This window comes from Paeniglutamicibacter sp. ZC-3, assembly GCF_025847175.2.
In the GTDB taxonomy this organism is placed as follows: Bacteria; Actinomycetota; Actinomycetes; order Actinomycetales; family Micrococcaceae; genus Paeniglutamicibacter; species Paeniglutamicibacter sulfureus.
The window spans coordinates 1-24,415 of the sequence record NZ_JAOYTG010000001.1; the positions used below are offsets into that span (position 1 = coordinate 1).

Here is a 24,415-nt window from a genome sequence, read left to right on the forward strand (position 1 = left end):
GCCTCGGTGACGAACTTCTTGGCTCCGCGGGCGGAGTTGGCTGCGCCCTTGCGCAGGCGTTGGGCGGCAATGAACGGCACCGCGTCCTTCGTGGATGCTGTGGCCAGCAAGGCGTTGAGACCGCGCACCCCGGAATATCCGTAGCCCGAGCCCTGCTTCTGGTAGCCGTGGACCTCGATGATGGTGTCATCGACGTCAAGGAAGATGAACTCGTTCTCCCCGGGGTTTCCCAGCAGCGGGGCCTTGCGGTTCAAGCCCACCAGGAACCGGGAGGCCACGGCATCGAGCTGGCGCACGTGCCCGAAGGTGAAGGATCGCAGGAAGGACCCCAGGGTGGAGGGGGCGTAGCAGGCATTGAAGACCTTCTTCATGGCCCCGTGCCGCAACAGGGCCATATCGTCAATGGAGTCGGCACCGGCCACCATCCCGGCCACGAGAGAAGCAACCTTTAGCCCGGCGTTGGCACCTTTGTCGGTGGGCACGCTGAGCCACTGGCCGGCCAGTTCATGCAGGCCCGAGTCCCGGGCCAGGACCATGGCCGGCAGCAACCCGGCGGCGGACACGAGGTTCGATTCGTCGAAGGAAACTGACACGGCGGAGGGATTGTGGGAAACTTGCATCTACGAGATGCCCTTCATTTCAGGAATGTTGTTACTGTCGCAAGTTCAATTTTCCCTGATATGACGGGCATTTCGTGGTTAAAACGCCGGGCAGGTCCCAAATCTCATCGGTGGATCAAGGCTTAGCGTCCCCGCCATGGAGCACACCGCAACACTCATGCAGGGGCTGGGCTTCCTGCCCGGGCCCGTCGACGTCGAAGGAGCCGTCTGGCAATGACCACCACCATGACCACCGCCCCGGTCGCAGGGCCAACCGCCCGGCGTACCCGCGCACACATCCGCAAGCGACCCGCCGCCACGCCCTTGGGGCGATTTGCCTTGGGTGCCGGCACGGTTGTCGTCGCGTTCGTGCTCTGGGAGGTACTCTCCCGCACCGGCGTCTTGCCGACGGAGGCCATCCCCCCGGCATCCGCGGTTCTCACGGAGTTCGCCGCGCAACTAGTGCTGCCCGCATTCTGGGCCTATCTCTGGGACACGTTGTCCGTGGCGCTGCTCGGCCTTGTGCTCATCATTGCGATTGCCACGCCGCTAGCCCTGTTGATCGGGTTGGTGAAGCCCTTCGCGGAGTCGACCTGGTTCCTGGTGGAGTTCCTTAAGCCCATCCCGCCGGTCGCCCTGATCCCCCTGGGGCTGCTTCTGTGGGGCCCCTCGCCCGGGATGAAGCTGTTCCTGATCATCCTGGGTGCCATCTGGCCCTTGCTCACGCAGCTGGTCTACGGCGTGAAAGAAGTTAACGGCGTGGCCACCGACATGGCCCGCAGCTACCGGTTGGGCTGGTGGCTGACCACTTCCCGGCTCGTCGCACCCTCGATCCTTCCGTTCGCGCTGACCGGCCTGCGCATTTCCGCCGCGATTGCGATCATCGTCGCCGTCGTCACCGAGATGATCGGGGGCGCCGCCGGACTCGGCCAGGGCATCGTCGTCGCCCAATCGGCCGGGGCACTCACCGAGATGTACGCGCTGATCCTCGCCGCCGGGCTTTTGGGCCTTGGCCTCAATGCTGCCTTCCGGGCGGCCGAAAAGCCTCTTTTGTTCTGGCACCCGTCCATCCGCGAGGAGTCATCCCGATGAGCACCACCGCCAACACCCGTGAGACCGCACGCCGCAATTCCCTGCGGCTCTTTCTCCTGCGCTCCTGGCTGCCCGTCGCGCTGGTCGTGCTGTGGTGGGTCGCCTCCGCCGGCAGCACCTCGCTCTACTTCCCGTCACTGTCCACGATCCTTGAAACACTGCGGACCGACTGGCTGGGAGCCGGGCTGACCGAGCACCTGCTCCCTAGCCTGGGCAAGTTCCTGGCCGGATTCCTGATCGCCGCCGCCGGCGGGATCGTCTTCGGGCTGCTGATCGGGATGTCGGGCACCCTGGCGGCCGCCGTCGAACCGATCGTGCAGTTCCTGCGTTCCCTTCCACCTCCTGTGCTGTTGCCGATCGGAATCCTCGTGTTCGGCATCGGCGCACCCATGAACATCGCCATTATCGCCTTCGGCGCCATCTGGCCGACCCTGCTGAACACGATTGACGGTGTGCGCTCACTGGACTCCCAGGTCCGGGACATGTCCCGCTCCTACCGCCTGACCACCCCCCAGCGTGTCCGCTACGTCGTATTGCCCAACGCGGGACCACAGATCTTCGCAGGCCTGCGCACCACCCTGCAGATCTCGATCATCCTGATCGTCGTCTCCGAGATGGTCGCCTCCGTCAACGGCATCGGCTACTACCTGCTCAACTCCCAGCAGACGTTCGCCGTCGCCCAGACCTGGGCGGGGACGCTGCTTCTGGGCATCCTCGGATATCTCGCCAACCTCATTTTTCTCCGCATCGAGGCCCGCGTCCTGCGCTGGCACTCCGGAATGCGGGCAGCCTCCGGAAAGGACGCATGACATGACCATCTCACCGAACACCACCGGGGATGCAACAGCCCCCGCCAACGACTCGCCCTTCGGCGAAGTCCTCATGGAACTGGAACAGCTGCGCAAGAGCTACGGATCCACCCGGATCCTCGACGGCGTGGACCTGTGCATCCGCAAGGGTGAATTCGTTTGCATCGTCGGGCCTTCGGGCTCCGGAAAGACCACGTTGCTCAAGTGCATGGCCGGCCTGCTCGATCCCACCGACGGCAGGACCATTTTCGAGGGCGAGACCGTCACCGAGCCGCCGGCCAAGCTGGCCGTCGTTTTCCAGGACTACTCTCGCTCGCTGTTGCCATGGTTGAGCGTGGCGGCCAACATCGAGCTTCCGCTGAAGAACAAGCTGCCCAAGGCCGAGCGACCGGCACGCATCGAGGAGGTCCTGCGGGCTGTGGGCCTGGCCGGCAAGGGCGCGTTGTACCCCTGGCAGATGTCAGGAGGCATGCAGCAGCGTGCCGCCATCGCCCGCGGGCTGGCCTACCAGCCCGACGTATTGCTCATGGACGAGCCGTTCGCTGCGGTCGACGCCCAGACCCGCATCGAGTTGGAGGACCTCGTTTTGCGCGTTCGCCGGGACTTTGACACCACGGTCGTCTTCGTCACCCATGACATCGACGAGGCCGTCTACCTCGGGGACCGCGTGATCGTGCTTTCCGGCGCACCGACCACGGTCAACCGCAACATCGTCGTGGACCTCCCGAGGCCTCGAGACCAGCGCGACACCAAGTTGTTGCCAGAGTACGCGCGGCTGCGCGCCGAGGTCTTCGAGCTCATCCAGTCCGCCCAGTCCCACGCCTCCATCTCCTAGCGCCAGGAAGGAAAATCCCCCATGGCACACCTCCCCTTGAGCGCCGAGCAAGCCGCCCGGCACCGCACCCGCGTCACCCTGTTGGGCACAGCCGGCGGCCCACCCTGGTGGGACGGCTCGGACCGCGCCGGCATCTCCACCGTCGTCTCGGTGGGCGAGGACCACTACCTCATCGACTGCGGCGAGGGCTGGGGCCCGCAATTCCGCAAGTCGGGTCTGGGGCCCACCGGCTTCCAGAAGGGCCTGGACAACCTGCGGGGCGTCTTCATCACGCACCACCACTCCGATCACATGATCGACTATCCCAACCTGTTGCTGCTGGCCTGGCACAATGGCTCCAACGGGCTCAAACAACCCATCCAGGTCGTGGGGCCCGGCGACCGCGGCACCCTGCCCCCGATCTTCGCCGAGGAGAAGCGCGAGCACCTGCCCGAGGTCTTTCACCCCGGCTCTCCCACCCCGGGACTCGTCGAGTCCACCCAGCGCCTCCTTGAGGCATACGCCATGGACATCAACGACAGGATGCGCGACAACGCGAAGCAGGACCTTCGAGAGATCTTTGAGTTCCGCGACATCGAGTTGCCGCCCGGCACCGGCCTGGACCCGAACGGCGACCCGACCCCCGCCATGGAACCCTTCGAGGTGTACCGCGATGAGAACATCCGGGTCACCGCGATCCTGGTGGACCACCGGCCGATCTTCCCGGCCTTCGCGTTCCGCTTCGAGACCCCCGACGGGGCCATCGTGGTCTCCGGGGACACCGGGGTATGCGAAAACCTGGTGAACATCTCCCAGGGTGCCGACATCCTCCTGCACGAGTGCATCGACATGGACTGGGTCGACGGGCTCATGGGCCCGGACTCCCCCATGCCCGACCCCAACCTGATGCAGCACATGCTCGCCGCGCACACCGCCATCGAGGAGGTCGGCCCACAAGCCGAAAAGGCAGGCGTCGACACCCTCGTGCTCACCCACCTGGTCCCGGGCAATACGCCCGTCGAGAAGTGGGAGAAGGCCCAAATCGGATTCTCCGGAACCCTCGTGGTCGGCGAAGACCTGATGGTCTTCGGACTCGGCGCCCCATCCGGGAGCGAATAGCCACGGTGTGTGTCCAAGCCCTGCACCGCCGCTGGTGCCGGGCTTGGGCACAGACCTACACTGGAGACACATGTCACATTCCAGCGCCACGCTCCCGGCGGGTTTTAGCCGTTTTTCAACGGACGGCCTGCCGAGCGAGCGGCGCATCCCGCAGTGGGAACGCCACAACGCCCGCGCCCTGGTCGGCCTCACGGCAGCGACCAAGGGTGCGGCATCCCTGCGTGCCACGGAGCTGAACCTTTCCCTGCCGCGCCTGGGCCTGGCCCGGGTCACCGGCACGGCGCACCGGGTACTCCGCGACGAGGCGCAGGTCGCCGCCCACCCCGCCGGTGGCCTCGTCGCCTACCTCGCGCTCCGCGGGACCGGCCGCTTTGTCCACCGCGACGGCACCGAGACCGTGACCCCCGGTCATGGCATCCTGATCGACGCCGACCAACCCTTCGAACGCGACTTCGCCGACGGGCTGACGGAATTGGCGCTCAAGGTGCCCCGCGGTGTCCTGGCCGGCCGAACCGGTTTCGCCCACCTGGCCGGCCCGCGCCTGTTCGACTTCGGGGGCACGGCCGGGTCTCCGGGTGCCCGGCTCGCGGCGGCCGCCGCGAACGCCCTGTCAGGTCGCCCCGCTGCCTGGGAGAGCCTCGAGGAAAACCTCATCGGGCTGGTCGCCGAACTGTTGACGGACGGACCGGCCGCCGGACACCTCGAGGCGGCCGAGGCCTTCATCGCCGACCACTACCGCCGGCAGGAGCTGTCCGCTTCCGGCATCGCCACAGGGATCGGCCTGTCCGAGCGCCAGCTCTCCCGCGTCTTCGCCGCCTCCGGGCAAAGCGTTCCCCAAGCGATCCTCGCCGCGCGCCTTCAGGGGGCGCAGCGGCTGCTCGCCACCGAGGCGTTGGCCCACATTCCCATGTCCGACCTCGCCACCCGGTGCGGATTCGCCTCGCAGGCGCAGTTCTCCCGCAACTACCGGGACTTCTTCGGCACGCCCCCGTTGCGGCACCGGCGCGAGCTCCTCGCGGGCCGATAGCGGCCGGTTGCGGCCAATCACATTTTTGCGTTTTTCCGCCGTGATCGCCGCCACTTCACCGTGAGAGGCAAATCACGGCCATGCTTGAGACAACCCCCCGCCGGCACGATCGCCGGCCGAATCCAAGGAGTTCCCATGGTTGTCTTCCATGACGGCGTAGCCGAGACGCAAACCCCTGAGACCTCAGTCGTCGAGACTGACGTCCTGATCGTCGGATCCGGGCCCGCCGGCTCGTCTGCGGCTCTCTTCCTGTCCTCGCTGGGCGTCCCGAACATCATGATCACCAAGTACCGCTGGACGGCCAACACGCCCCGGGCGCACATCACCAACCAGCGCACCATGGAGATCTTCCGCGACCTGGGCATCGAGGACCAGGTCCTGGCCGAGGCCACCCCGCACGAGATGATCGGCGACACCGTCTTTTGCACCTCGATCGCCGGGGATGAGATCGGACGCATCCTCACCTGGGGCAACCACCCGGCACGCCACGCGGACTACGAGCTCGCCTCCCCGTCGTTGAACTGCGACATCCCGCAGACCTACCTGGAACCGATCCTGGTCAAGAACGCGACCATGCGCGGCACGCAAGCCCAGTTCTCCACCGAGTACCTCTCCCACGTCCAAGACCAGGACGGCGTATCGGTCCGCGTGCTCAACCGGCTCACCGGCCACGAATACACCATCCGCGCCAAGTACCTCATCGGCGCCGACGGCGCGCGTTCGAAGGTCGCCGCCGACATTGATCTGCCCCTGGAAGGGCAGATGGACATCGCAGGTTCGATGAACATCACCTTCAAGGCCGACCTCGCCAAGCTGGTGGGCCACCGGCCCTCGGTTCTGTACTGGGTGGTCCAGCCCGGCTCCAACATCGGCGGGATCGGCGCCGGCCTGGTCCGCATGATCCGTCCGTGGAACGAATGGCTGATCGTCTGGGGCTTCGACATCTCCCAAGGCACCCCCGAGGTCACCGAGGAGGACGCCCTACAGGTGGTCCGCAACCTGATCGGGGTCCCGGACCTGGACGCCGAGATCACCGGCATCTCGCTCTGGGGCAACAACGAGCAGTACGCCACCACACTTCAATCCGGCCGGGTCTTCTGTGCCGGGGACGCCGTCCACAAGCACCCGCCAAGCAACGGGCTGGGCTCCAACACCTCCATCCAGGACTCCTACAACCTGGCGTGGAAGCTCGCCGCGGTGCTCAACGGCCAGGCCCCCGATTCCCTGCTCGACACCTACACCGCCGAACGGGCGCCGGTCGCCCAGCAGATTGTCACCCGCGCCAACCAGTCCGGACGCGAATTCGTGAAACTCTTCGAGGCCCTCGGGCTCACCGAGGCGGAGAACGAGGCCCAGATGCACGCGGCCATCGAATCCCGGAAGGACAACACGCCGGAGGGTGCAGCCAAGCGCACCGCGATCCGCGAAGCGATGGAAATCAAGAACTACGAGTTCAACGCACACGGCGTGGAAATGGGCCAGTACTACCATTCGGCAGCCATCGCCCCCGACGGCACGCAACGGCCCGCGCCGACACGGGACGCCGAACTCTACTACGAGCCCTCCACCCACCCGGGCGTCCGCCTGCCCCATGCGTGGGTCGGCGACTGGAAGCAGAAACTCTCGACCCACGACCTTGCCCCGTACGGGCAGTTCACGCTCTTCACCGGCATCACCGGCGAGGACTGGGACACCGCGGCCCAGAAGGTCTCTGACCAGCTCGGCGTCACGGTCAACGCGGTCGTCATCGGTCCCGGGCAACAGGTCACCGACCTATACTTCGACTGGGAGCGCCTGCGCGGCGTAGCCGAGGACGGCGCAGTCCTGGTCCGCCCCGACAAGCACGTAGGCTGGCGATCCCAAGGCCTCCCGGCGGATCCCGAAGCCGCACTGCGCGGAGCCATTTCAACCATCCTGGGCAACGGAGACGCATCATGAGCCTGACGTTCGAACACACCACCCTGGGCCAGCGCGTCCTCTTCGGTTCTGGCAAGGCCGCCGAACACCTGGCCGCTGAGGTGGCCCGTCTCGGGGCCACCAACATCATGGTGATCGCCTCCGACTTCGAGCTGAAGATGGCGCGATCGGTCGCCGCCGGAATCGACGTCGCGCTCTGGCACACCGACGTGGTGATGCACGTGCCGATCGAAACGGCGCAGGCCGCCCGCACGGCCGCCGGCGATGCAGGCATCGACCTGGTCGTCTGCGTCGGCGGCGGATCCACCACCGGTCTGGCCAAGGCGGTCGCCCTGACCACCGGGATCCCGGTCGTTGCGGTCCCCACCACCTATGCCGGATCGGAAGCCACCAACGTCTGGGGCCTGACCGAAGCCGCGCGGAAAACCACCGGGGTCGACGACCGAGTGCTGCCGACCGCGGTCATTTACGACGCCGAACTCACGCTTTCCCTTCCGGTGGACATGTCCGTGGCCTCCGGATTGAATGGAATGGCCCACTGCATCGACTCGCTCTGGGGCCCGCGTGCCGACCCGATCAACGCGGCACTGGCCGCCGAGGGCATCCGCGCCCTGGCGCAGGGCCTGCCCAAAATCAAGAACGACCCGAGTGGTCTCCCCGGCCGGGAACAAGCCCTCTACGGGGCCTACCTCTCCGCGGTCGCGTTCGCCTCCGCAGGATCCGGCATGCACCACAAGATCTGCCACGTGCTCGGCGGAACCTTCAACCTCCCCCACGCACAGACCCACGCCACCGTACTGCCCTACGTCCTGGCCTTCAACGCCACCGAGGCCCCCGATGCCGAGGCACGCATCGCGGCGGCATTCGGTGCCGACACCGCCACCGACGGGCTGGCGCGGCTGCGCGAGACCTTGGACGCACCGAAGGCGCTGAAAGACTATGGTTTCACCGCCGCGAACATCGCCGAGGCCGTGGCGGTGGCCCTGCCTTCCATCCCGGCGAACAACCCCCGCAAGGTGACCGCCGCGAACCTGACAGCCCTGCTCACCGCGGCACTGAACGGCGAAAACCCCAAGTCCCTTTCCGACCTTTCCTGACCGATTCCCAAGGAGATCGACATGAGCGAAACAACGGCTCGCCAGAGCCACAATGGCGGCATCACACAGATCAGTGACCACGCCCCGATCACCGACCAGCAGCGCCACGTCGAAGAGGAACTCACCGAACGGGTGATGGCGTCCTTTGACGGTTGCACGGACCCCCGGCTCAAGCAGGTCATGCAATCCCTGACCCGCCACCTACACGCTTTCATCCGCGACGTGAGGCTGACCGAAAAGGAGTGGGAGGCTGGAATCGGGTTCCTTACCGCCGCCGGGCACATCACCGACGACAAGCGCCAGGAATTCGTCCTGCTCTCGGACGTGTTCGGTGCCTCGATGCAAACCATAGCGGTGAACAACGAAGCCCAGGGCAACGCGACCGAAGCTACCGTGTTCGGCCCGTTCTTCGTCGAGGACGCACCCCGGATCCCGATCGGCGGTGACATTGCCGGCGGCGCCACGGGCCAGCCCTGCTGGATCGAGGGCACCGTCACCGACCTCGCTGGCCACCCCGTGCCGAACGCGAGGATCGAGGTCTGGGAAGCCGACGAGGACGGGTTCTACGACGTCCAATACACCGATGCGCGCGTCGCCGGACGTGCCTACCTCTACTCCGACGCTGAGGGGAAGTACGCTTTCTGGGGCCTGACCCCGACCCCGTACCCGATCCCGCACGACGGCCCCGTGGGCCAACTGCTCGCCTCCGTGGGCCGCTCACCGGTGAGGGCCTCGCACCTGCACTTCATGGTCACTGCCCCGAGCCTGAGGACCCTGGTCACGCACATCTTTGTCGAGGGCGATCCGCAGCTGGCGATCGGCGACTCCGTCTTCGGCGTCAAGGACTCGCTCATCAAGCGGTTCGAACCTCAGGCACCCGGCACCCCGACCCCCGACGGACGCGACCTCGACTCCGTAGGTTGGGCCCGCACCCGCTTCGATATCGTACTGGCCCCGGCCGACGCCTAGCCTCTCCAATCCCAATTCCGCGGCACCCGTAGCCACGCCACGGGTGCCGCGGGATGGCAACGGACGGCAATGGGTCCTGCACCCGTTGTCGTTTCACACCTTGCGGCCACATTCTGGGTCGTTGATGTGGAATTCCCCCAAGAATTTTCAAACCCCCGGCAACAGTAGGCGCGGGCCTACCGAATCAGGTCAGACAGTGGGCAAACCCTCGGCAATGCCAGAAAGAACCATTGGATTGTTCAGGCACGTCCGATACGGCCTCATCATGTATCCAATGACGTGCACAGTCGTTTGCGCCGCCAGCTGGCTCTGGGCTCACAGGTTCGGGGGGGCAGGGCAAAAATTCAGGTTCTGACAGGCACCGGGCATTGGTTCGCGTGCGGCGTCGTTCATGTACCGGGACAGGCCAGAAGCCCGATCCCGGCACTTTTCGATGGAATTTATCGCTACGGTGCTTCGACAGGATCCGCATCGCCGATGTGGCCTTCGGCATTGGTGTCTAGGACGCGCTCCACGAACGCCGCGCGCTGGGCTTGCGGGCAAAGGAGTTGGCTCCCCAGGGCCGGGAGCCCCAGTCGGTGGCGTTCTTCAGTGCGCCGGGCCCCAGAGCTGGGATCCGGATCATGGCAGCCAGCAGGAGGCAGGCCCTTGCAGCTCGTCAAAGAACCCCTGAGTCACCGAAAGAGAGGCACCGTGATGCGCCGTTAAGGCAACGCGCGGTGCCGCTCCCCCGGCAGCAGCTGTTACCGGCTACGGCGCGGGATCGACGTTGTCTTTCCCCGGCCGGAACCCGGCGATTGCTGCACGGACGTCGCCCTCCTCGTGGTGCCCGCCCGTCTTCTTGCCGAACGGCAGCACCTTGAGCAGCGGGTGGAGGATGGCCATGACGACACTGCCCCAGATGATTCCGAGGATGGCCGAGCACAGCGTGTTCACGAGCCAGGCCAGGAAGCCGCCCACTACGGGGATCCCGGCGAAAGGTGTCTCGAGGGCATGGACCAAGTCATAGGGAGCGTGCCACCCCAGATCGTGGGCCCCCTGCAACATGATGTGGCCGCCGACCCAGAGCATGGCGATCGTCCCGACAAAGGTGATCGCTGCCAGCACGGCGGGCATGCCCTTGACCAGCATCTCGCCGAAGCGCTTTGTCCCTGCGGAGTCCTTGGTGGCCAGGTGCAGGCCGATGTCGTCCATCTTCACAATGAGTCCGACGGCGCCGTACACGAGCACCGTGATCGCGAGGGCCACGACGACAAGGATGATGGCCCGCGACAGCAGGGACTCGGTGGCCACCTCGTTCATGGAGATGACCATGATTTCGCAGGACAGGATGAAGTCGGTGGTGATGGCGCCCTTGATGACCTTGGCCTCCGCCGCCGGACCGCGTTCGACCGCCGGGGACTTCTCGGCCTCGTGGTGGCCGCGGAGCTTGTGCCAGACCTTCTCGGCACCCTCGTAGCAGAGATAGGTGCCGCCCAGCATGAGGATGAACGGAATGGCCCCCGGAAGGAACGCGCTGACCAGCAGCAGCGCCGGCAGGATGATCAACAGCTTGTTGCGCAACGAGCCCCAAAAGATCTTCTTGATCATCGGCAGTTCGCGGGACGGGTCGGCCCCGGAGACGTACTGCGGGGTGACGGCGGCGTCGTCGATGACCACGCCGGCGGCCTTGGCCCCCGCCTTCGCGGCTCCGGCGGCGACGTCGTCCACCGAGGCGGCCGCGATGCGGGCCAGGGCCGCAACATCGTCCAGCAGGGCGACGAGACCGCCGCTCACAGGGCGCCCCGCTGTTGCTCGAGGGCGGACGGCTGAGCATGGGAGCCTCTGTCAAGGCGCATCATTGGCATGCTCCGAGTATATGTTGGCGAACAAACCGGCGACGAGGGAAACGGGAGTCGGCGGTACGGGAAAGGCTGATCCGGCCGGACTTTCCCCCAGCGCACGGAGGCCGTTAGCGGTTGCCGGTACGGCGGATCCTGGCCATGTCCACGTGGCCGTTGAGGAACGGAACGCCTTCGGCCTCAAGCAACGCCCGGGATTTTCCGCCGTGGCATGTCGCCGGCGTGCCGTCGGCATAGACGATCCGCCACCACGGTACGTCGTCATCCAGGGCCGACACCGCGCGACCCGCCTGGCGGGGGCCGATTCCCACCGCCCTCCCGATCTCGCCATAGGTCGCGACGCAACCGGCAGGGATCGACACCACCACTGCCCTGACCTCCTCGCCCACGTCCATGCTCAACCTTCCCCGGATGCGGGATAGGTGATTTTCCCGCCGTGCACCTTGGCGAACGCTGTCATGCTCGCCGGCCGGGTCAAGGAGGGTGACATGATGTCGGAGACCTCCACCCCGGCGACAAGGAGCCCGTCGGTGACCAACCTCCGGTGGCAGCGCCACGGCACCGCCTCGCTGCACATAATGGCCGGCACGGATTCGTCCGCGAGATCCAACAGCTCGGCGAGCCCGGACCCAAACTCGGCACTCGCCATGTAATCGGCGTAGTCACGGAAGGCCTTGACCCTCCACCCCGTGTTCGGACTGGCCACGCCGGCCGGTGTGTGCCTGCGACCGCCCAGATTCCGGATCCATCGGTACCCGATATCCTCGGGCAACGCTTCCTTGATCGCGTCCTGGTTCCACTGCGGAAACTTCCGTGACGCCGGAAAGGAACGGACGTCCACCAATTCGCTCACCCCGTTGGTTCGCAACATCTCCAGCACCTCGTCAAAGCCGCGTGTGGAATGGCCAATCGTGAAGACGCGCGGCTTGCCGTGGCCGGCTGCCCGATTCTCCATCGTCGAACCTCCCTCACGTGGGCCTGTGGATTCCGTACCGTGTGGGCATCCTTCCGCCCTGTACCAACGTTCCTATTCAGTCTGGCATGGCACTGCGGCAACGGCTCAGGTTCCGCAGAAGGTCCGGTAGGGGCCGAAGTCTTCCGGGGCCGCGGCGGCGAACCGCTCGAAGCCCGGACGCTCCTCGAAGGGTGCGGCGACCGCAGCCAGGAGCTTCGAGAACGGCTCCAGGTCACCCTCGACGGCGGCAGCGAGCGCCTCCTCGACGAGGTGGTTCCGTGGGATGTAGACGGGGTTGGTCCGGTCCATCAGCTCCGCATCCGGATCCAGTGCCCGCCAGCGCTGCGCCCAGGCAGCGAATGCGGCCGGGTTCGAGAACATGGAACGCGCGGGTTCGGCATCCCCGCGCGCGGCCGTGCCCAGGCTCCGGAAGAAGGACGTGTAGTCGACGCGGTCCTCCTGCAGGAGGTCGAAGAGTTCCCCGGTGAGTGAGGTGGCTGCTTCATCGTCGAGGTTGTGGGCCAGGCCGAGCTTGGTTTTCATGCCGGCCAACCACTCGGCGCTGTACTTGCCGTGGAAGGCGCCGAGCGATTCCTGTGCCAAGGCAACGGCCTGTTCCTGGTCCTCGTGGAAGAGGGGCAGGAGGGACTCCGCGAGACGGGCGAGGTTCCACTGCGCCACGATGGGCTGGTTGGCGTAGGCATAGCGGCCGCCTTCGTCGATCGAGCTGTAGACCGTGGCCGGATTGAATACGTCCATGAAGGCGCACGGCCCGAAGTCGATGCTCTCCCCCGAGATGGTCATGTTGTCCGTATTCATGACGCCGTGGATGAAACCCACCAGCATCCACCGGGCCAGCAACGATGCCTGGGCCTCGACCACGGCTTCGAAGAGCGCGAGGTACGGGTTCTGTGCCTGGGCCGCTCCGGGATGGTGGCGCGCGATGGCATGGTCTGCGAGACGACGCAGCAGGTCCTGATTGTCCATGGCCCGGGCATACTGGAAGATGCCGACCCTCAGATGGCTGCTTGCCACCCGGGTCAGCACGGCCCCGGGAAGCATGGTTTCGCGGCGCACCTGCTGTCCTGTCGCCACCACGGCCAGGGAGCGTGTGGTGGGAATGCCCAAGGCGTGCATCGCCTCGCTGATCACGTATTCGCGCAGCATCGGACCGACTGCGGCAAGCCCGTCACCGCCGCGGGCAAACGGGGTACGTCCGGAACCCTTGAGGTGGATGTCCCGAAGTCGGCCGTCGGCATCAAGAATCTCGCCGAGCAGCAGCGCCCGGCCATCGCCCAGACGCGGCGAGTAGGAGCCGAACTGGTGGCCGGCATATCCCTGCGCAACCGGAGTGGCACCTTGGGGTAGCGCGTTGCCGATCAGCAGCCCCAGGCCCCCTGCGTTGCGCAGGGACTCGGGGTCGAAGCCAAGCTGGGCGGCCAGCGGCTCGTTGAGCACCAGCAGCTGCGGATCCGGGGCCTGCTCCGCCTGCCAGGGAATGGCTAGTTCGGGAAGTTCACGGGCAAATTGGCCGTCAAAGGTGACGGCGGCTTGTGCTTCGACGCTCATCTTCCAAGGATACCGTCGAGGTGGTGCTGTCGGTGGGGGACGACGTCACCAGGCAACGCCCACGGCACCGATCTTTCACATGGCCGTCGGTTCGCCCATGCACGGGTGCCGGTGCCAGGTTGGTGAACCCAATTCGCGGAACCGCATTGCAAAAGAGTTCCCTCATCGGGTCCGATGATGCAACATGTGAGAACGCAGCAGGTCGCTGCAGCCACGATCCTCGGAAAGGGCCACACCATGACCAGCCACACTGCACGTACAGGCACAGAGCGCACCAATGTCCAGAAGGCGGCATTGGCCGTCGGCGCAGTCTTTCTACTCGTCGGGATCCTGGGATTTGTTCCGGGGATCACCTCCAACTACGACCAGCTTTCCTTCGCCGGCCACGACTCCGACGCAATGCTGATGGGCGTGTTCCAGGTTTCCATCCTGCACAACGTCGTTCACCTGCTCTTCGGCATCGGAGGCATTGCAATGGCCCGAACCCCCGGCACGGCCAAGAACTACTTGCTGTGGGGCGGGGTGGTTTATCTCGTGTTGTGGATCTACGGGCTGCTCATCGACCACGACACCGAGGCCAATTTCGTGCCGGTGAACGATGCGGACAACTGGCTGCATCTGGTCTTGGGTCTGGGCATGGTTGCCCTCGCCCTGTTGCTGACCCGCACCGCGGATGCGGGCACCCGCAGGCCCGGACACGGAGATCCCCACAAGAACCTGTGAATGGAGGTGCCACAATGAGCAGACACGAAGAACTCGAGCCACTGCGCATCGACGGACTCGAGGCAATCCCAACCGGGCGTTTCCAGTATTCCGTCCGCGTTGTCCGCAGCGGAAGGGAGCTGGGTGCAGTCCGCCTCTGCGACGACCACCGCTTCGAGGCCACGACCCGGACAGGAAGCTTCGCCGGGGTGCACAGGACATTGGTCGAGGCCATGGAGGCCTTGGCCTCGGGGGCGATGGACGACACCGCCCAGGTGCCCGAAGCACGCCTTGCCCCGGATCCTGCCTCGGTTCATCGGAATCCGACACCCTTGGAGCGCATCCGTCCGGTCCGCCGCGGCGTCTACATTGGTCTCATGGCCAGCCGCAGCGCTGCCCCGTGATCAGGCGCATAGCTCTCCCCGAACGCCGAGACCCGGATGGCACACCGGGTCTCGGCGCGGTGCCGGGTGCTCCCCGGATCGACGTCAGAGGTTTCCGGATCCCTCGATGAAGGCCTTGGCGTGGTCGACTGCCTTCTTGAAGGCGTCGTTGCGCAAGCTAATACTTCGCAGGTTCTCCGATTCGATGTAATCAGGGATACCCGGGCGCAGCAGCCAAATGTCGCCGGCCGGTGGCAGGTAAAACATGGCGAAAGACCTGCGATGCTCGTCGTCTGTCCATACGGGGACGACCGCCAGCGCGGCACCCGTGTCAATGTTGATCCACTGGGCCCGCGGCATGGGCTGTTCATGGACTTCCGGGTCCAAGAAAGGGGCGGTGCCCTCGCCCCAACGTTTCTCGAACCGTTCATGGAAGGCCGGCAGTAACGGCGAATCGTAGCGACGCCATGCGCTCATCTAAAAACACCTCCTGGCGGCGGTCCGACAACGGGACCGATGGTGACTGACTGGCCCTGCGCCCGCGCGAGCCAGGCGGCCCGCGGAACGGAAGGGACATCGTGTTCGACGGGAACGCTTCGGTTCCCCTCGAAGATGTCCTCCCCTTTGGGCTGTGTTTGAATGTGAGTTGGTCCCCGGCCGGGGGCCGGGGACCAAGGAGCGGAAGGCAATTCCAACGGACAACCGTGGCCCTTGCTGCGCCGTAACGTGTCCCATGGCAACCGCCTATGCCCAGGCACGGCAGGCCGTCGGCGTGCCTTCCAACTGCGGAACGTGGAACCTTGGGTATCGCGGTCTAGCTTCTAATGGCCTGACGCTCCCCGTCCTTGCTGGTGATGGCAATCTTGCGCGGCTTGGCCTGCTCGGCCACCGGGATGCGCAAGCTCAGCACGCCGGAGTCGTAACTGGCTTGGATGTTCTCCGTATCCAGGTTTTCTCCCAGGACCAGCTGGCGGCTGAACACGCCCCGAGGCCGCTCGGCGGCAAGCATCTCCACGTTCTCGTCCACATCCGGGCGTTCGGCCCTGATGGTCACCACATTGCGTTCCACGTCCAGGTTGATCGAGTCCGGGCTGACCCCGGGCAAGTCAAACTGAACCTCGAAGGTATCTCCGTCACGCCAAGCGTCCATGGTCATGGTGGTCGGTCGGGCTGAAGTCCCCAAAACCTGCTGGGCGAGCCGGTCGATTTCACGGAAAGGATCTGTTCGCATCAACATGGCTTTCTCTCCTTTGTGGTGTCATTTGATGCCGTTTTGGATGGTGGATCTCCACCAAAACCTATATCGGTGGAGATAGATTTTTTATAGCATGCGTGACAGTCTGGTGCAAGAGGATTTCTTGGAATTAAGTCTGGAAGGGGATCGACCATGGTCATCGGGGATCCAGGGGCGCGCGGGGTCTATGCCATCTCGGTCGCGGCCGAGCTGGTGGGGATGGGGCAGCAAAACCTGCGACTGTACGAACGGGCGGGACTGTTGGAGCCGGGACGCACCGAAGGAGGAACCCGCCGCTATAGCGACAACGACATAGTGATCCTGCGAAGGATTGCCGAACTCCTTGCCCTCGGCCTCAACCTCTCCGGCATCCGTTTGGCACTGGCCCTCGAGGCGGAAAACACGGCCTTGCGTCAGGAACTCTCACGGTACAGCGACGGTCCCGACGACGCGGAACCTGCAGCACAACCCTAGGGCCAGCCTCACCCACCACCACTCATCCAAAAGGCCAACGGCCGTTATCCAGGCATCGATGCCATGGGACACGGGCTGACCCCTCCCCCCCAACATCGCGGCCCAACCCCAGCACAGAGCATGGACTACAGGAGCAGGCACGGCTACTGTTTTCCCGAAGAGGACCGGTCATGGGCAAGAAACGAGGGGCTGGCATGTCCACAATTGCTGCAACGAACGCCGGCAACCGGGAAACTGCGTCCAAGACATTCATTGGGCCCGACATCGTTCCCGGTGTCCTCCTGGGCGTGGGTCTTGGCTTGGTCGTCGGCGGAATCTTGTTGCACCGACGGACCGACTCGGGGGCATCCCGAGGGACTGACCGCGGCCGTGGTCCGAGGTTCCATGTGGCGGGACGGCCCGGCACCCAGGTGCACGTGCATAGCGAGGGAACCGGCCCGGACACCTATGTCCTGATTCACGGCATCGGCGTCTCGTCGCGCTATTTTCGCCCACTCGCCAAGGAATTGGCACGCACCGCCACGGTCCACAACATCGAATTGCCAGGCCACGGAAGCACGCCGAAACCACGTCGAACCTTGAGCGTGCCGGATTACGCACGCGCCGTGTGGGACGCCCTTGACGAATTGGGGGCAGATCGGCCCATCCTGGTCGGGCACTCCATGGGGTGCCAGATAGCAGTGGAGATGGCGAACATGCGCGCGGCAGCGGCTCCCCGCCTCGTGCTGCTGGGGCCCACCAATTACCCACCCGAGCGCGGATTCTGGCTCCAGGCCCTCCGGCTGGGGCAGGACACCCTCCGAGAGCCATGGCGAATCAACGCCGTCGTACTGAGCGACTACATTTTCCGTTGCCGCCCGCCCTGGTACTTCAGGACAGTTCCAGCGATGCTTTCGAATCACATCGAAAACGGAATCGCCAATGTGCAGGTGCCCGTGGTGGTCATCCGCGGGATGAAGGATCCAATCGTCCCGGCAGCATGGACCTCCGCCCTCGCGCACCTGGCGCCGCAGGGCTCGATGGCGCAGATCGACGACGAGAGCCACGTCATGATGTACCGTTCCGCAGCCGAGGTTGCAGCGCTGTGTCGCGCGCCGGCTTCGCACGGTAGCTCCCGGCCAGGAGATACACGGCGGAAATTGGGTGCCGCAATGTGAGTTTCCAGTTGTTTCCAGTGCGGCCCAAGGTCTCGTGCGCCTGAACGTCCAGAACCGTCCCATGAGTGTCGCCATTGCCCGATGTCTGGCGGCCCCACAGGCGCCCTACCCCTCCCCCGGACGAAGGGACAGAGACTTCCAGCCCGCGGATTGGCTTGTCAGGTGAACTTCACCAATAGGGCATCAACTGATGGTTGCAAAGGTACTGGTCAGTGCGTGTCGGGTTTTCGGCGGACAGCGAAAATTCAAAACCCATAAGGTCTGGTCACGGTAAAAATATGGATAAGCGCTCCGGCGCCACACTTGCAGATGACTGTCCTGTTCATTTTCATTTACAACGCCTTACCTGGACCAAGGCGATGAAACGTTCGCCTTGGGGCCCGGGATGGCAATGGAGGTGTAGTGGTGTGTTTGTGATCCAGAACAATACCGAGGCTCAGAGGTACGAATTTTTTGAGGCCGGAAGTCGTATTGGATTTGTGCAGTACGAAATGCATGAGAAGCAGATGTGGGTGCTCTTCACCGAAATGCGGCGCAAGTTCAAGAGCGCTGCTCGGGCAAATAGGGCGATGGGTTTCATCCTGGAGGATGCCAGGCGCAGCCGTATCGAGGTGGTTCCATTCTGTCCCGCCTTTCGGGTGTTCATGTGCCAGAACCCGGTCAATCCCGCGTTGGTGCCGGAGGAGTGGCACGAACGGGTCGACGGTGCGATCAATGGCGAGCAGGACGAGCCCGATCGGGCGGTATTGAAGTACATCCGCTTCACCGGGAGCCCTTGGCGAAAATCATCGGCTGCGCAAGCTGCAGCCCTCGCCTCCTAAACAGCGGATCGCTTTTCCCTCCCCCTCGGCGTGTGCCGTTTCTGTCTGCGCAGGCGAAGCACGCACGATACCTGCACGAGAAAGCGGCACAACGTCGAGGGGGGTGGGTTCGATCCCCACATGTATCCCGTCGAAGGCCAAGCCCGAGGATCCAAATCGGTCCGCGCCGACGCGCTGCGCAATGCCCGCCGCGGCGCGCAGCGAGCCGCCGTGGATTTACGGGACAAAGACCTCCATCTTGGTGCCAGGTCGCGTACGTTTCGCTTCTCCCGTAAGTGCTGAGTTGGTAGTCTTCCAGCAATCGCAAAGACCGCAGAATGAGGGGTGGTTTCCTTGAATGAAGGTGGGCTGACTGACGCTGTGCAGGAAGCGGGAGCGGTGGAGTTGCTCTTGATCCGGCACGGAGAGAGCGAAGGCAACGTTGCTGCCACCGCCGCGCGCCTGGCCGGCGCGGAGGTCATCGAGGTCCCCGCGCGGGATGCCGACGTGTATTTGTCCGGCACCGGGCAGGAACAGGCCACGGCGTTGGGAGCCGCCCTGGCCCGGGTCGATGATGATGTCCGGCCCGATACGGTGGTGTCCTCGCCCTACACACGAGCCAAGCAAACAGCGGAAATCGCTGTGCAGACAGCCAATTGGCCGCTGGCGGTGCGCACCGATGAACGGCTGCGGGACCGCGAGCTGGGCATCCTGGACCGGCTGACGAGGCTGGGCGTGGACAGGCGTTTCCCGGAGGAAGCCGAGCGGCGGCTCTGGTTGGGCAAGCTGTACTACCGGCCTCCAAGCGGGGAGTCGTGGGCCGATGTGGCGCTCCGGCTGAGATCCGTCCTGGAGGAGCTGAACAGGCTCGGAAGCGGACGAAGGGTGATGCTGGTATGCCATGACGCGGTGATCATGCTATTCCGATACATCCTGGAGGGCATGTCGGAGGAAGAGCTTCTGGACCTTGCCGCAAGTACGTCCATCCTCAATGCCTCGATCACACGCTACGTGCGTCCCTCCGGCTCGGGGCCGTGGACATTGGAGAGCTTCAACGTAGCCGACCATCTCATCGAGCAGGGCGTGACGGTTACCGAGCACGCAGGAGACACCAATGTCCACCCGCATTGATCGCAAAGGCGGGGATCCCACGCCCGTGACACCGTCGCTGCTGCGCGACTGGCCGCTGCCGGCACCAGGGGAAGACAAGTACTCCCGCGGCACGGTCCTGGTCATCGGCGGTGGACGTACGACGCCCGGGGCCGCGGTGCTTGCCGGAACCGCCGCACTTCGTGCAGGTGCCGGAAAGCTCACGCTGGCAGTCGCCGAGTCCGTGGCAGTGCAGGTGGGAGTCGCGCTGCCGGAATGCGGGGCCATGGGCTTGCCGGAAAACGCCAACGGGTCCGTCACTGGAGAAGGGCTGGACCGGATTTCCTCGGCCCTGGATCGGGCCGACACCATCCTGGTCGGTCCCGGTTTGGACGATCTGGACCTGGCCGAGGAGTTGTTGCGCAGGCTGCTCGAGCGGGAAGATTCGGCCGATATGTCGGAAGGCGCACACCGGCCCGCCTTGGTCGTCGACGCCTACGCGTTGGCCGGGCTGCCCAAACTCGAAGAGAGACTGGAGCCGTGGCGGGGCCGGCTCATCCTGACCCCCAATATGCATGAGGCGGAAATCCTGTTGGGCCGGGGTCTGAAGGACCTGGAATCCGATGTGATGTCCATAGCCCGCCGTTTCGACGCGGTGGTGAGCTGTCAAGGCGTGATCGCAGGGTCCCCCGGAGACGGGTCCGGGAACGCCGAACTGTGGAGGATCACGACGGGATACGGGGGGCTGGGGACATCAGGAAGCGGAGACGTTTTGGCGGGTGCCATCGCCGGCGTCCGGGCACGCGGAACCAGCGGTCCCCAAGCCGCCTGCTGGGGAACCCACCTTCACGCGGCCGCAGCCGACCGCTTGGCCAGCAAACTCGGGCCTCTTGGATTCCTGGCGCGCGAACTGGCCGATGAACTCCCCGCGCTGATGCTGGAACTAAACACCTGACACCGCCCCCGATGCGGACGAGCCCCCCCGGCTCGCCTCGTCCTGCCGCACCCGGTTCCCGAAGATGCCGGGCATTCAGCCCGTTCACCACCGGGCCCACCGGTCAGGAAAGGAACTTGTCCGGGGTCAGCGGCAACTCGCGAATCCGGATTCCGGTGGCGTTGTAGGTGGCGTTGGCTATGGCCGCCGCCGCACCCACAATGCCGATTTCACCAATCCCCCGCGCCCCGAGTGGACCGGCACGGTGGTCGGTTTCCTCGAGCCAGATGGCATCCACGTCCTCAATGTCGGCATTGGCGGGTATGTGGTACTCGGCCAGGTCGTGGTTCATCACTTTCCCGAACCGGGCATCCATGACGCCGTCCTCGTGCAGCGCCATGCCGATTCCCATGGTCATGCCGCCAATGAACTGGGAGCGCGCCGTGCGGGGGTTGATGATCCGGCCGGCGGAGAACACCCCGAGCATCCTGGAGACCCGCACCTCCCCGGTGTCCGCGTGCACGCGGGTTTCGGCGAATTGTGCGCCAAAGGAGTGCATCGCGTAGCGCTCGGTGTCCGGGTCCTTCATGCCCTGGGCCTGCGCCTGCGCCCCGGCCTCCGGATGGTCGCCATGCTGGTTGCGGAAGGCCGCGGCTGCGGCGATGATCGCTCCTCCCCAGCTCGCGGTGCCCGAGGACCCGCCGGCCACCGAGGCAACGGGCAGGGAGGTGTCGCCGATTTCAAGTTGTATTCGCTCCACCGGGCATTCCAGTGCGTCAGCCGCGATCTGGGTCAACGTGGTCCAGGTCCCGGTGCCCAGATCCGCAGCACCGATTTGCACCGCATAGTTGCCGTCGGCATTGAAGCGAATCCGCGCGGTGTTCTCGGGAACGCGGGAGAACGGGTAGGTCGAACTGGCCACGCCCAACCCCACGAGCCAACCGTCTTCTTCCCGGCTGCCCGGCCGGGCATTGCGCCGGTCCCAACCGAAGCGCTCGGCCCCCTTGGCCAGGCACTCCAGCAGATGGCGGCTGGAGAACGGCTTCCCGGAATCCGGATCGATCTGCGGTTCGTTGCGGACCCGCAGCTCGATGGGGTCCAGCCCGCAGGCCTCGGCCAATTCATCCATGGCAACTTCCGGACCGAACATGCCAGGACATTCCCCTGGCCCGCGCATCCACGACGGGACGGGGATATCCAACTTGGCCAGGCGGTGGGTGGTCTTGCGGTTCGGCGACGCGTACATCATCCGTGCCGGCACGCCCGTTTGCTCGGCGAACTCCTTGATCCGGGACGTCGGCTCCACCACGTCCTGGCAGACCGCGGTGAGGCGGCCGTCCTCGGTGGCGCCCAGGCGCACATGCTGGATGGTGGGGGTCCGGTAGCCCGCGAGGGAAAACATCTGCTGGCGGGTCAGGGCGAACTTCACCGGCCGGCCATTGCTGCATTGGGCGGCCAAGGCTGCCAGAATCACGTGTGCGTGCGGCAGTCCCTTGGATCCGAAGCCGCCGCCCACATGGGGTGCAATGACACGGACGTTTTCGGGTTCCAATCCGAAGATCGGCGCAATGGTCTTCCGCACCGGATGCACACCCTGGGTCGAGTCGTACAGCGTCAGCGCATCGCCCTCCCACACCGCCACGGTGGCGTGCGGCTCCATGGGATTGTTGTGCTCGGCCGGGGTCGTGTAGACGTGGTCAATAACGACGGCGGCATCGGCGAGCGCTGCCTCGACGTCGCCTTCGGCGGTATCGGTGTCAAACCCCCCGTTGACCTCTTCGGGTGCATAGAGGCCCGGATGGTCGGAGGTCAGCAGGGCGTCGTGCTCGTCCGCCTCGTATTCGACGGTCACCAACCCGGCCGCGTGACGCGCGGTTTCGAAGCTCTCGGCAATCACCGCGCCCACGAATTGGCCGCGGAAACCCACCTCGGGGCCCTGCAGCACGGTGTATTCGGCATCATCGGTCTGGGCCAGCTTCGGGGCGTTAAGATGGGTGATGACGGCGATCACGCCGTCAAGTGCCTCGGCATCACCCGTGTCGATCCGGCTGACCTTGCCCCGCGCGATGGTCGCCTGAACCGGGTAGAGGTAGGCAGGGTTCTCCACCTCTTGGTCAAAGGCGTAGGGCGCGGTGCCGCGCACCTTGGCAAGGCCGTCAAGGCGACGCAGGTCGGTGCCGATGGCCTTGGAATCGATCAATTCAGACATTGCTCGTCCCTCCGGTGACCTCACGCAGCACGGCCACCATGGTGTTGCGGGCCATGGGTATCTTGAAGGCGTTGTCCCCGAGCGCCGAGGCCGATTCAAGTTCGGCCTCGGCTGCCCGGCGAAAATTCTCCTCCGAGGCCTGCGCCCCGCGCAGGATCTCCTCGGCGCGTTCTGCCCGCCAGGGCTTGTGTGCCACTCCCCCCAGCGCCATGCGGACCTCGCGGATGGTTCCGTCCCCGTTCATGGAAATCACTGCAGCCACGGACACCAGGGCGAAGGCGTATGAGGCGCGGTCCCGCACCTTCCGGTATGCCGAGTGGCTCTGCGTGGCCGGCGGCAGCAGCACCGCGGTGACCAGCTCCCCATGTTCCAGGACGGTGTCGCGTTCCGGTTCGTCGCCGGGAAGCCGGTGGAACTGCGCCAGCGGAATGTTGCGTTCCCCGCTTGGTCCCCGGACCACGACTTCGGCATCCAGTGCCGCCATCGCGACCGCCATGTCCGAGGGGTGGACGGCCACGCAGGCTTCCGAGGCGCCGAGGATGGCGTGGTTGCGGGTGTAGCCCCCAATGGCCGAGCAGCCGGTACCGGGCTCGCGCTTGTTGCACGGGGTGCTGACGTCCTGGAAGTAGAGGCATCGGGTGCGCTGGAGCAGGTTCCCTCCGGTGGTGGCCATGTTGCGCAGTTGGCCGGAGGCCCCGGCCAGCAGTGCCTGGGAAAGCACCCGGTAGCGTTCCCGAATGAGTGGATGGGCGGCAAGGTCGCTGTTGCGCACCGTCGCGCCGATCCGTACGCGGCCATCGGGCAGCTCTTCCACGACGTCCAGCGGAAGCCTGCTGATATCGACCAGCAGGTCCGGGTTGGCAATTCCGAGCTTCAGGTGGTCCACGAGGTTGGTGCCGCCTGCCAGGAACATGGCGCCGGGTTCTCCGGCCACCGCGGCCACCGCATCGGCCGGGTCCTCGGCACGCCGGTACTCGAACGGCTTCATGATCCTGTACTTCCCTTCGGTGCCGGGGCTGCGACACCGGTTGTGGACGCCGCTTCCTTCGCCGCCACGTCCCTGATGGCAGCAACGATGTTCACGTAGGCGCCGCAACGGCAAAGGTTCCCGCTCATGCGTTCACGGATCTCTTCATCGGTGAGTTCCACCGGGGCGCCGGCATCTGCGGTGACGTGGCTTGGGTGGCCCTGGGCTGCTTCCCTCAGCATTCCCACGGCGGAACACACCTGGCCGGGGGTGCAGAACCCGCACTGGAAACCGTCCCTGTCCAGGAATGCCTCTTGCATGGGATGCAGCTGCTCTCCCTCGCCCAGCCCCTGGGCCGTGGTCACGTCCGCGCCGTCCTGGGCCACGGCGAGCACCAGGCAGGAGGTCACGCGCCGTCCCTCGAGCAGCACCGTGCAGGAGCCGCACTGGCCGTGGTCGCAGCCCTTCTTGGGAGACGTGACCGCCAATCTGTCCCGGAGGGCGTCCAAGAGGGTCGTGCGGGTGTCAACGGTCAATGACCGCTCGGCACCGTCTACTGTCAGGGTGATCTGAACGTCCATGGATGAGCAACTCCGTTGGTCCGAGCGGATTTTTCGGCCATTCGGACTCGCGCCGAATGCCAAACGTGCTTGTCCCG

Annotated in this window: 25 protein-coding genes and 1 pseudogene; 15 read left to right on the plus strand and 11 right to left on the minus strand. The window is 65.4% G+C overall.

Annotated elements, in window-relative coordinates:
- Window positions 1-620, minus strand: a 620-nt coding sequence (locus OIU93_RS00005; protein ID WP_264268011.1) for a transposase, incomplete at its 3' end; no start/stop codon positions are given.
- 213 nt (window positions 621-833) lie between these two features.
- On the opposite strand from OIU93_RS00005, the gene OIU93_RS00010 reads away from it, so the two are divergent.
- From OIU93_RS00010 to OIU93_RS00045, 8 genes are all read left to right on the plus strand, one after another.
- Entirely contained in the window at window positions 834-1,691 is an 858-nt protein-coding gene (locus OIU93_RS00010; RefSeq protein ID WP_264268012.1) for an ABC transporter permease, read from the plus strand.
- Entirely contained in the window at window positions 1,688-2,500 is an 813-nt protein-coding gene (locus tag OIU93_RS00015; protein ID WP_264268013.1) for an ABC transporter permease, read from the plus strand. The genes OIU93_RS00010 and OIU93_RS00015 overlap by 4 nt, the downstream gene beginning before the upstream one ends.
- Before the next feature lies 1 nt (window position 2,501).
- Window positions 2,502-3,335 (plus strand): ABC transporter ATP-binding protein, encoded by an 834-nt coding sequence (locus OIU93_RS00020; RefSeq protein WP_264268014.1) that lies wholly within the window; start codon window positions 2,502-2,504, stop codon window positions 3,333-3,335.
- Between the two features lie 21 nt (window positions 3,336-3,356).
- Window positions 3,357-4,433 (plus strand): MBL fold metallo-hydrolase, encoded by a 1,077-nt coding sequence (locus tag OIU93_RS00025; protein ID WP_264268015.1) that lies wholly within the window; start codon window positions 3,357-3,359, stop codon window positions 4,431-4,433.
- Between the two features lie 70 nt (window positions 4,434-4,503).
- Window positions 4,504-5,460, plus strand: a complete 957-nt coding sequence (locus OIU93_RS00030) for an AraC family transcriptional regulator (protein ID WP_264268016.1) — start codon at window positions 4,504-4,506, stop codon at window positions 5,458-5,460.
- Between the two features lie 135 nt (window positions 5,461-5,595).
- Complete coding sequence (locus OIU93_RS00035; RefSeq protein ID WP_264268017.1) at window positions 5,596-7,398, plus strand: FAD-dependent monooxygenase; 1,803 nt, start codon at window positions 5,596-5,598, stop codon at window positions 7,396-7,398.
- Window positions 7,395-8,474 (plus strand): maleylacetate reductase, encoded by a 1,080-nt coding sequence (locus OIU93_RS00040; RefSeq protein ID WP_264268018.1) that lies wholly within the window; start codon window positions 7,395-7,397, stop codon window positions 8,472-8,474. Before OIU93_RS00035 ends, OIU93_RS00040 begins: the two co-directional genes overlap by 4 nt.
- Window positions 8,475-8,609: 135 nt before the next feature.
- On the plus strand, window positions 8,610-9,443 hold the full coding sequence (locus OIU93_RS00045) for a dioxygenase (RefSeq protein ID WP_264268586.1): 834 nt from the start codon (window positions 8,610-8,612) through the stop codon (window positions 9,441-9,443).
- Window positions 9,444-9,969: 526 nt separating this feature from the next.
- Here the strand turns inward: OIU93_RS00045 and OIU93_RS00050 are convergent.
- The 5 genes and pseudogenes from OIU93_RS00050 to OIU93_RS00070 form a co-directional block, all read right to left on the minus strand.
- Window positions 9,970-10,044, minus strand: a pseudogene (locus tag OIU93_RS00050) (ACP phosphodiesterase); the annotation flags it as partial.
- A gap of 149 nt (window positions 10,045-10,193) precedes the next feature.
- Complete coding sequence (locus OIU93_RS00055; protein WP_264268019.1) at window positions 10,194-11,219, minus strand: DUF808 domain-containing protein; 1,026 nt, start codon at window positions 11,217-11,219, stop codon at window positions 10,194-10,196.
- A gap of 175 nt (window positions 11,220-11,394) precedes the next feature.
- The gene (locus tag OIU93_RS00060) at window positions 11,395-11,679 is read right to left on the minus strand and encodes an MGMT family protein (protein WP_264268020.1); all 285 of its coding nucleotides are present in this window, start codon (window positions 11,677-11,679) and stop codon (window positions 11,395-11,397) included.
- A gap of 2 nt (window positions 11,680-11,681) precedes the next feature.
- Complete coding sequence (locus tag OIU93_RS00065; protein ID WP_264268021.1) at window positions 11,682-12,239, minus strand: DUF488 family protein; 558 nt, start codon at window positions 12,237-12,239, stop codon at window positions 11,682-11,684.
- A 105-nt stretch (window positions 12,240-12,344) separates the two neighbouring features.
- Entirely contained in the window at window positions 12,345-13,808 is a 1,464-nt protein-coding gene (locus OIU93_RS00070; RefSeq protein ID WP_264268022.1) for a YdiU family protein, read from the minus strand.
- A gap of 237 nt (window positions 13,809-14,045) precedes the next feature.
- Between OIU93_RS00070 and OIU93_RS00075 the strand changes: the two genes are divergently transcribed.
- On the plus strand, window positions 14,046-14,531 hold the full coding sequence (locus OIU93_RS00075) for a DUF4383 domain-containing protein (RefSeq protein WP_264268587.1): 486 nt from the start codon (window positions 14,046-14,048) through the stop codon (window positions 14,529-14,531).
- 14 nt (window positions 14,532-14,545) lie between these two features.
- Entirely contained in the window at window positions 14,546-14,914 is a 369-nt protein-coding gene (locus tag OIU93_RS00080; RefSeq protein WP_264268023.1) for a hypothetical protein, read from the plus strand.
- A gap of 84 nt (window positions 14,915-14,998) precedes the next feature.
- Here the strand turns inward: OIU93_RS00080 and OIU93_RS00085 are convergent, their stop codons facing one another.
- Together OIU93_RS00085 and OIU93_RS00090 are read right to left on the minus strand one after the other, a co-directional pair.
- A complete protein-coding gene (locus OIU93_RS00085; protein WP_264268024.1) occupies window positions 14,999-15,370 on the minus strand; it encodes a hypothetical protein in 372 nt (123 codons plus the stop codon).
- A gap of 337 nt (window positions 15,371-15,707) precedes the next feature.
- Entirely contained in the window at window positions 15,708-16,130 is a 423-nt protein-coding gene (locus tag OIU93_RS00090; protein ID WP_264268025.1) for an Hsp20/alpha crystallin family protein, read from the minus strand.
- 150 nt (window positions 16,131-16,280) lie between these two features.
- Between OIU93_RS00090 and OIU93_RS00095 the strand changes: the two genes are divergently transcribed.
- From OIU93_RS00095 to OIU93_RS00115, 5 genes are all read left to right on the plus strand, one after another.
- Entirely contained in the window at window positions 16,281-16,601 is a 321-nt protein-coding gene (locus OIU93_RS00095) for a MerR family transcriptional regulator (RefSeq protein WP_264268026.1), read from the plus strand.
- A gap of 194 nt (window positions 16,602-16,795) precedes the next feature.
- Window positions 16,796-17,758, plus strand: coding sequence for an alpha/beta fold hydrolase (locus tag OIU93_RS00100; RefSeq protein ID WP_264268027.1), 963 nt, complete (start codon window positions 16,796-16,798; stop codon window positions 17,756-17,758).
- Between the two features lie 407 nt (window positions 17,759-18,165).
- Window positions 18,166-18,579, plus strand: a complete 414-nt coding sequence (locus tag OIU93_RS00105; RefSeq protein WP_264268028.1) for a GNAT family N-acetyltransferase — start codon at window positions 18,166-18,168, stop codon at window positions 18,577-18,579.
- Between the two features lie 360 nt (window positions 18,580-18,939).
- The gene (locus OIU93_RS00110; RefSeq protein ID WP_372342835.1) at window positions 18,940-19,689 is read left to right on the plus strand and encodes a histidine phosphatase family protein; all 750 of its coding nucleotides are present in this window, start codon (window positions 18,940-18,942) and stop codon (window positions 19,687-19,689) included.
- Window positions 19,673-20,602, plus strand: a complete 930-nt coding sequence (locus tag OIU93_RS00115; RefSeq protein WP_264268030.1) for an NAD(P)H-hydrate dehydratase — start codon at window positions 19,673-19,675, stop codon at window positions 20,600-20,602. Before OIU93_RS00110 ends, OIU93_RS00115 begins: the two co-directional genes overlap by 17 nt.
- A 103-nt stretch (window positions 20,603-20,705) precedes the next feature.
- Here the strand turns inward: OIU93_RS00115 and OIU93_RS00120 are convergent, their stop codons facing one another.
- From OIU93_RS00120 to OIU93_RS00130, 3 genes are read right to left on the minus strand one after another with little or no spacing between them, the layout of a single operon-like run.
- Complete coding sequence (locus OIU93_RS00120) at window positions 20,706-22,790, minus strand: xanthine dehydrogenase family protein molybdopterin-binding subunit (protein WP_264268031.1); 2,085 nt, start codon at window positions 22,788-22,790, stop codon at window positions 20,706-20,708.
- Window positions 22,783-23,778 (minus strand): xanthine dehydrogenase family protein subunit M, encoded by a 996-nt coding sequence (locus OIU93_RS00125; protein ID WP_264268032.1) that lies wholly within the window; start codon window positions 23,776-23,778, stop codon window positions 22,783-22,785. The genes OIU93_RS00120 and OIU93_RS00125 overlap by 8 nt, the downstream gene beginning before the upstream one ends.
- Window positions 23,775-24,338 (minus strand): 2Fe-2S iron-sulfur cluster-binding protein, encoded by a 564-nt coding sequence (locus OIU93_RS00130; RefSeq protein ID WP_264268033.1) that lies wholly within the window; start codon window positions 24,336-24,338, stop codon window positions 23,775-23,777. Before OIU93_RS00130 ends, OIU93_RS00125 begins: the two co-directional genes overlap by 4 nt.
- Window positions 24,339-24,415 lie beyond the last annotated feature (77 nt).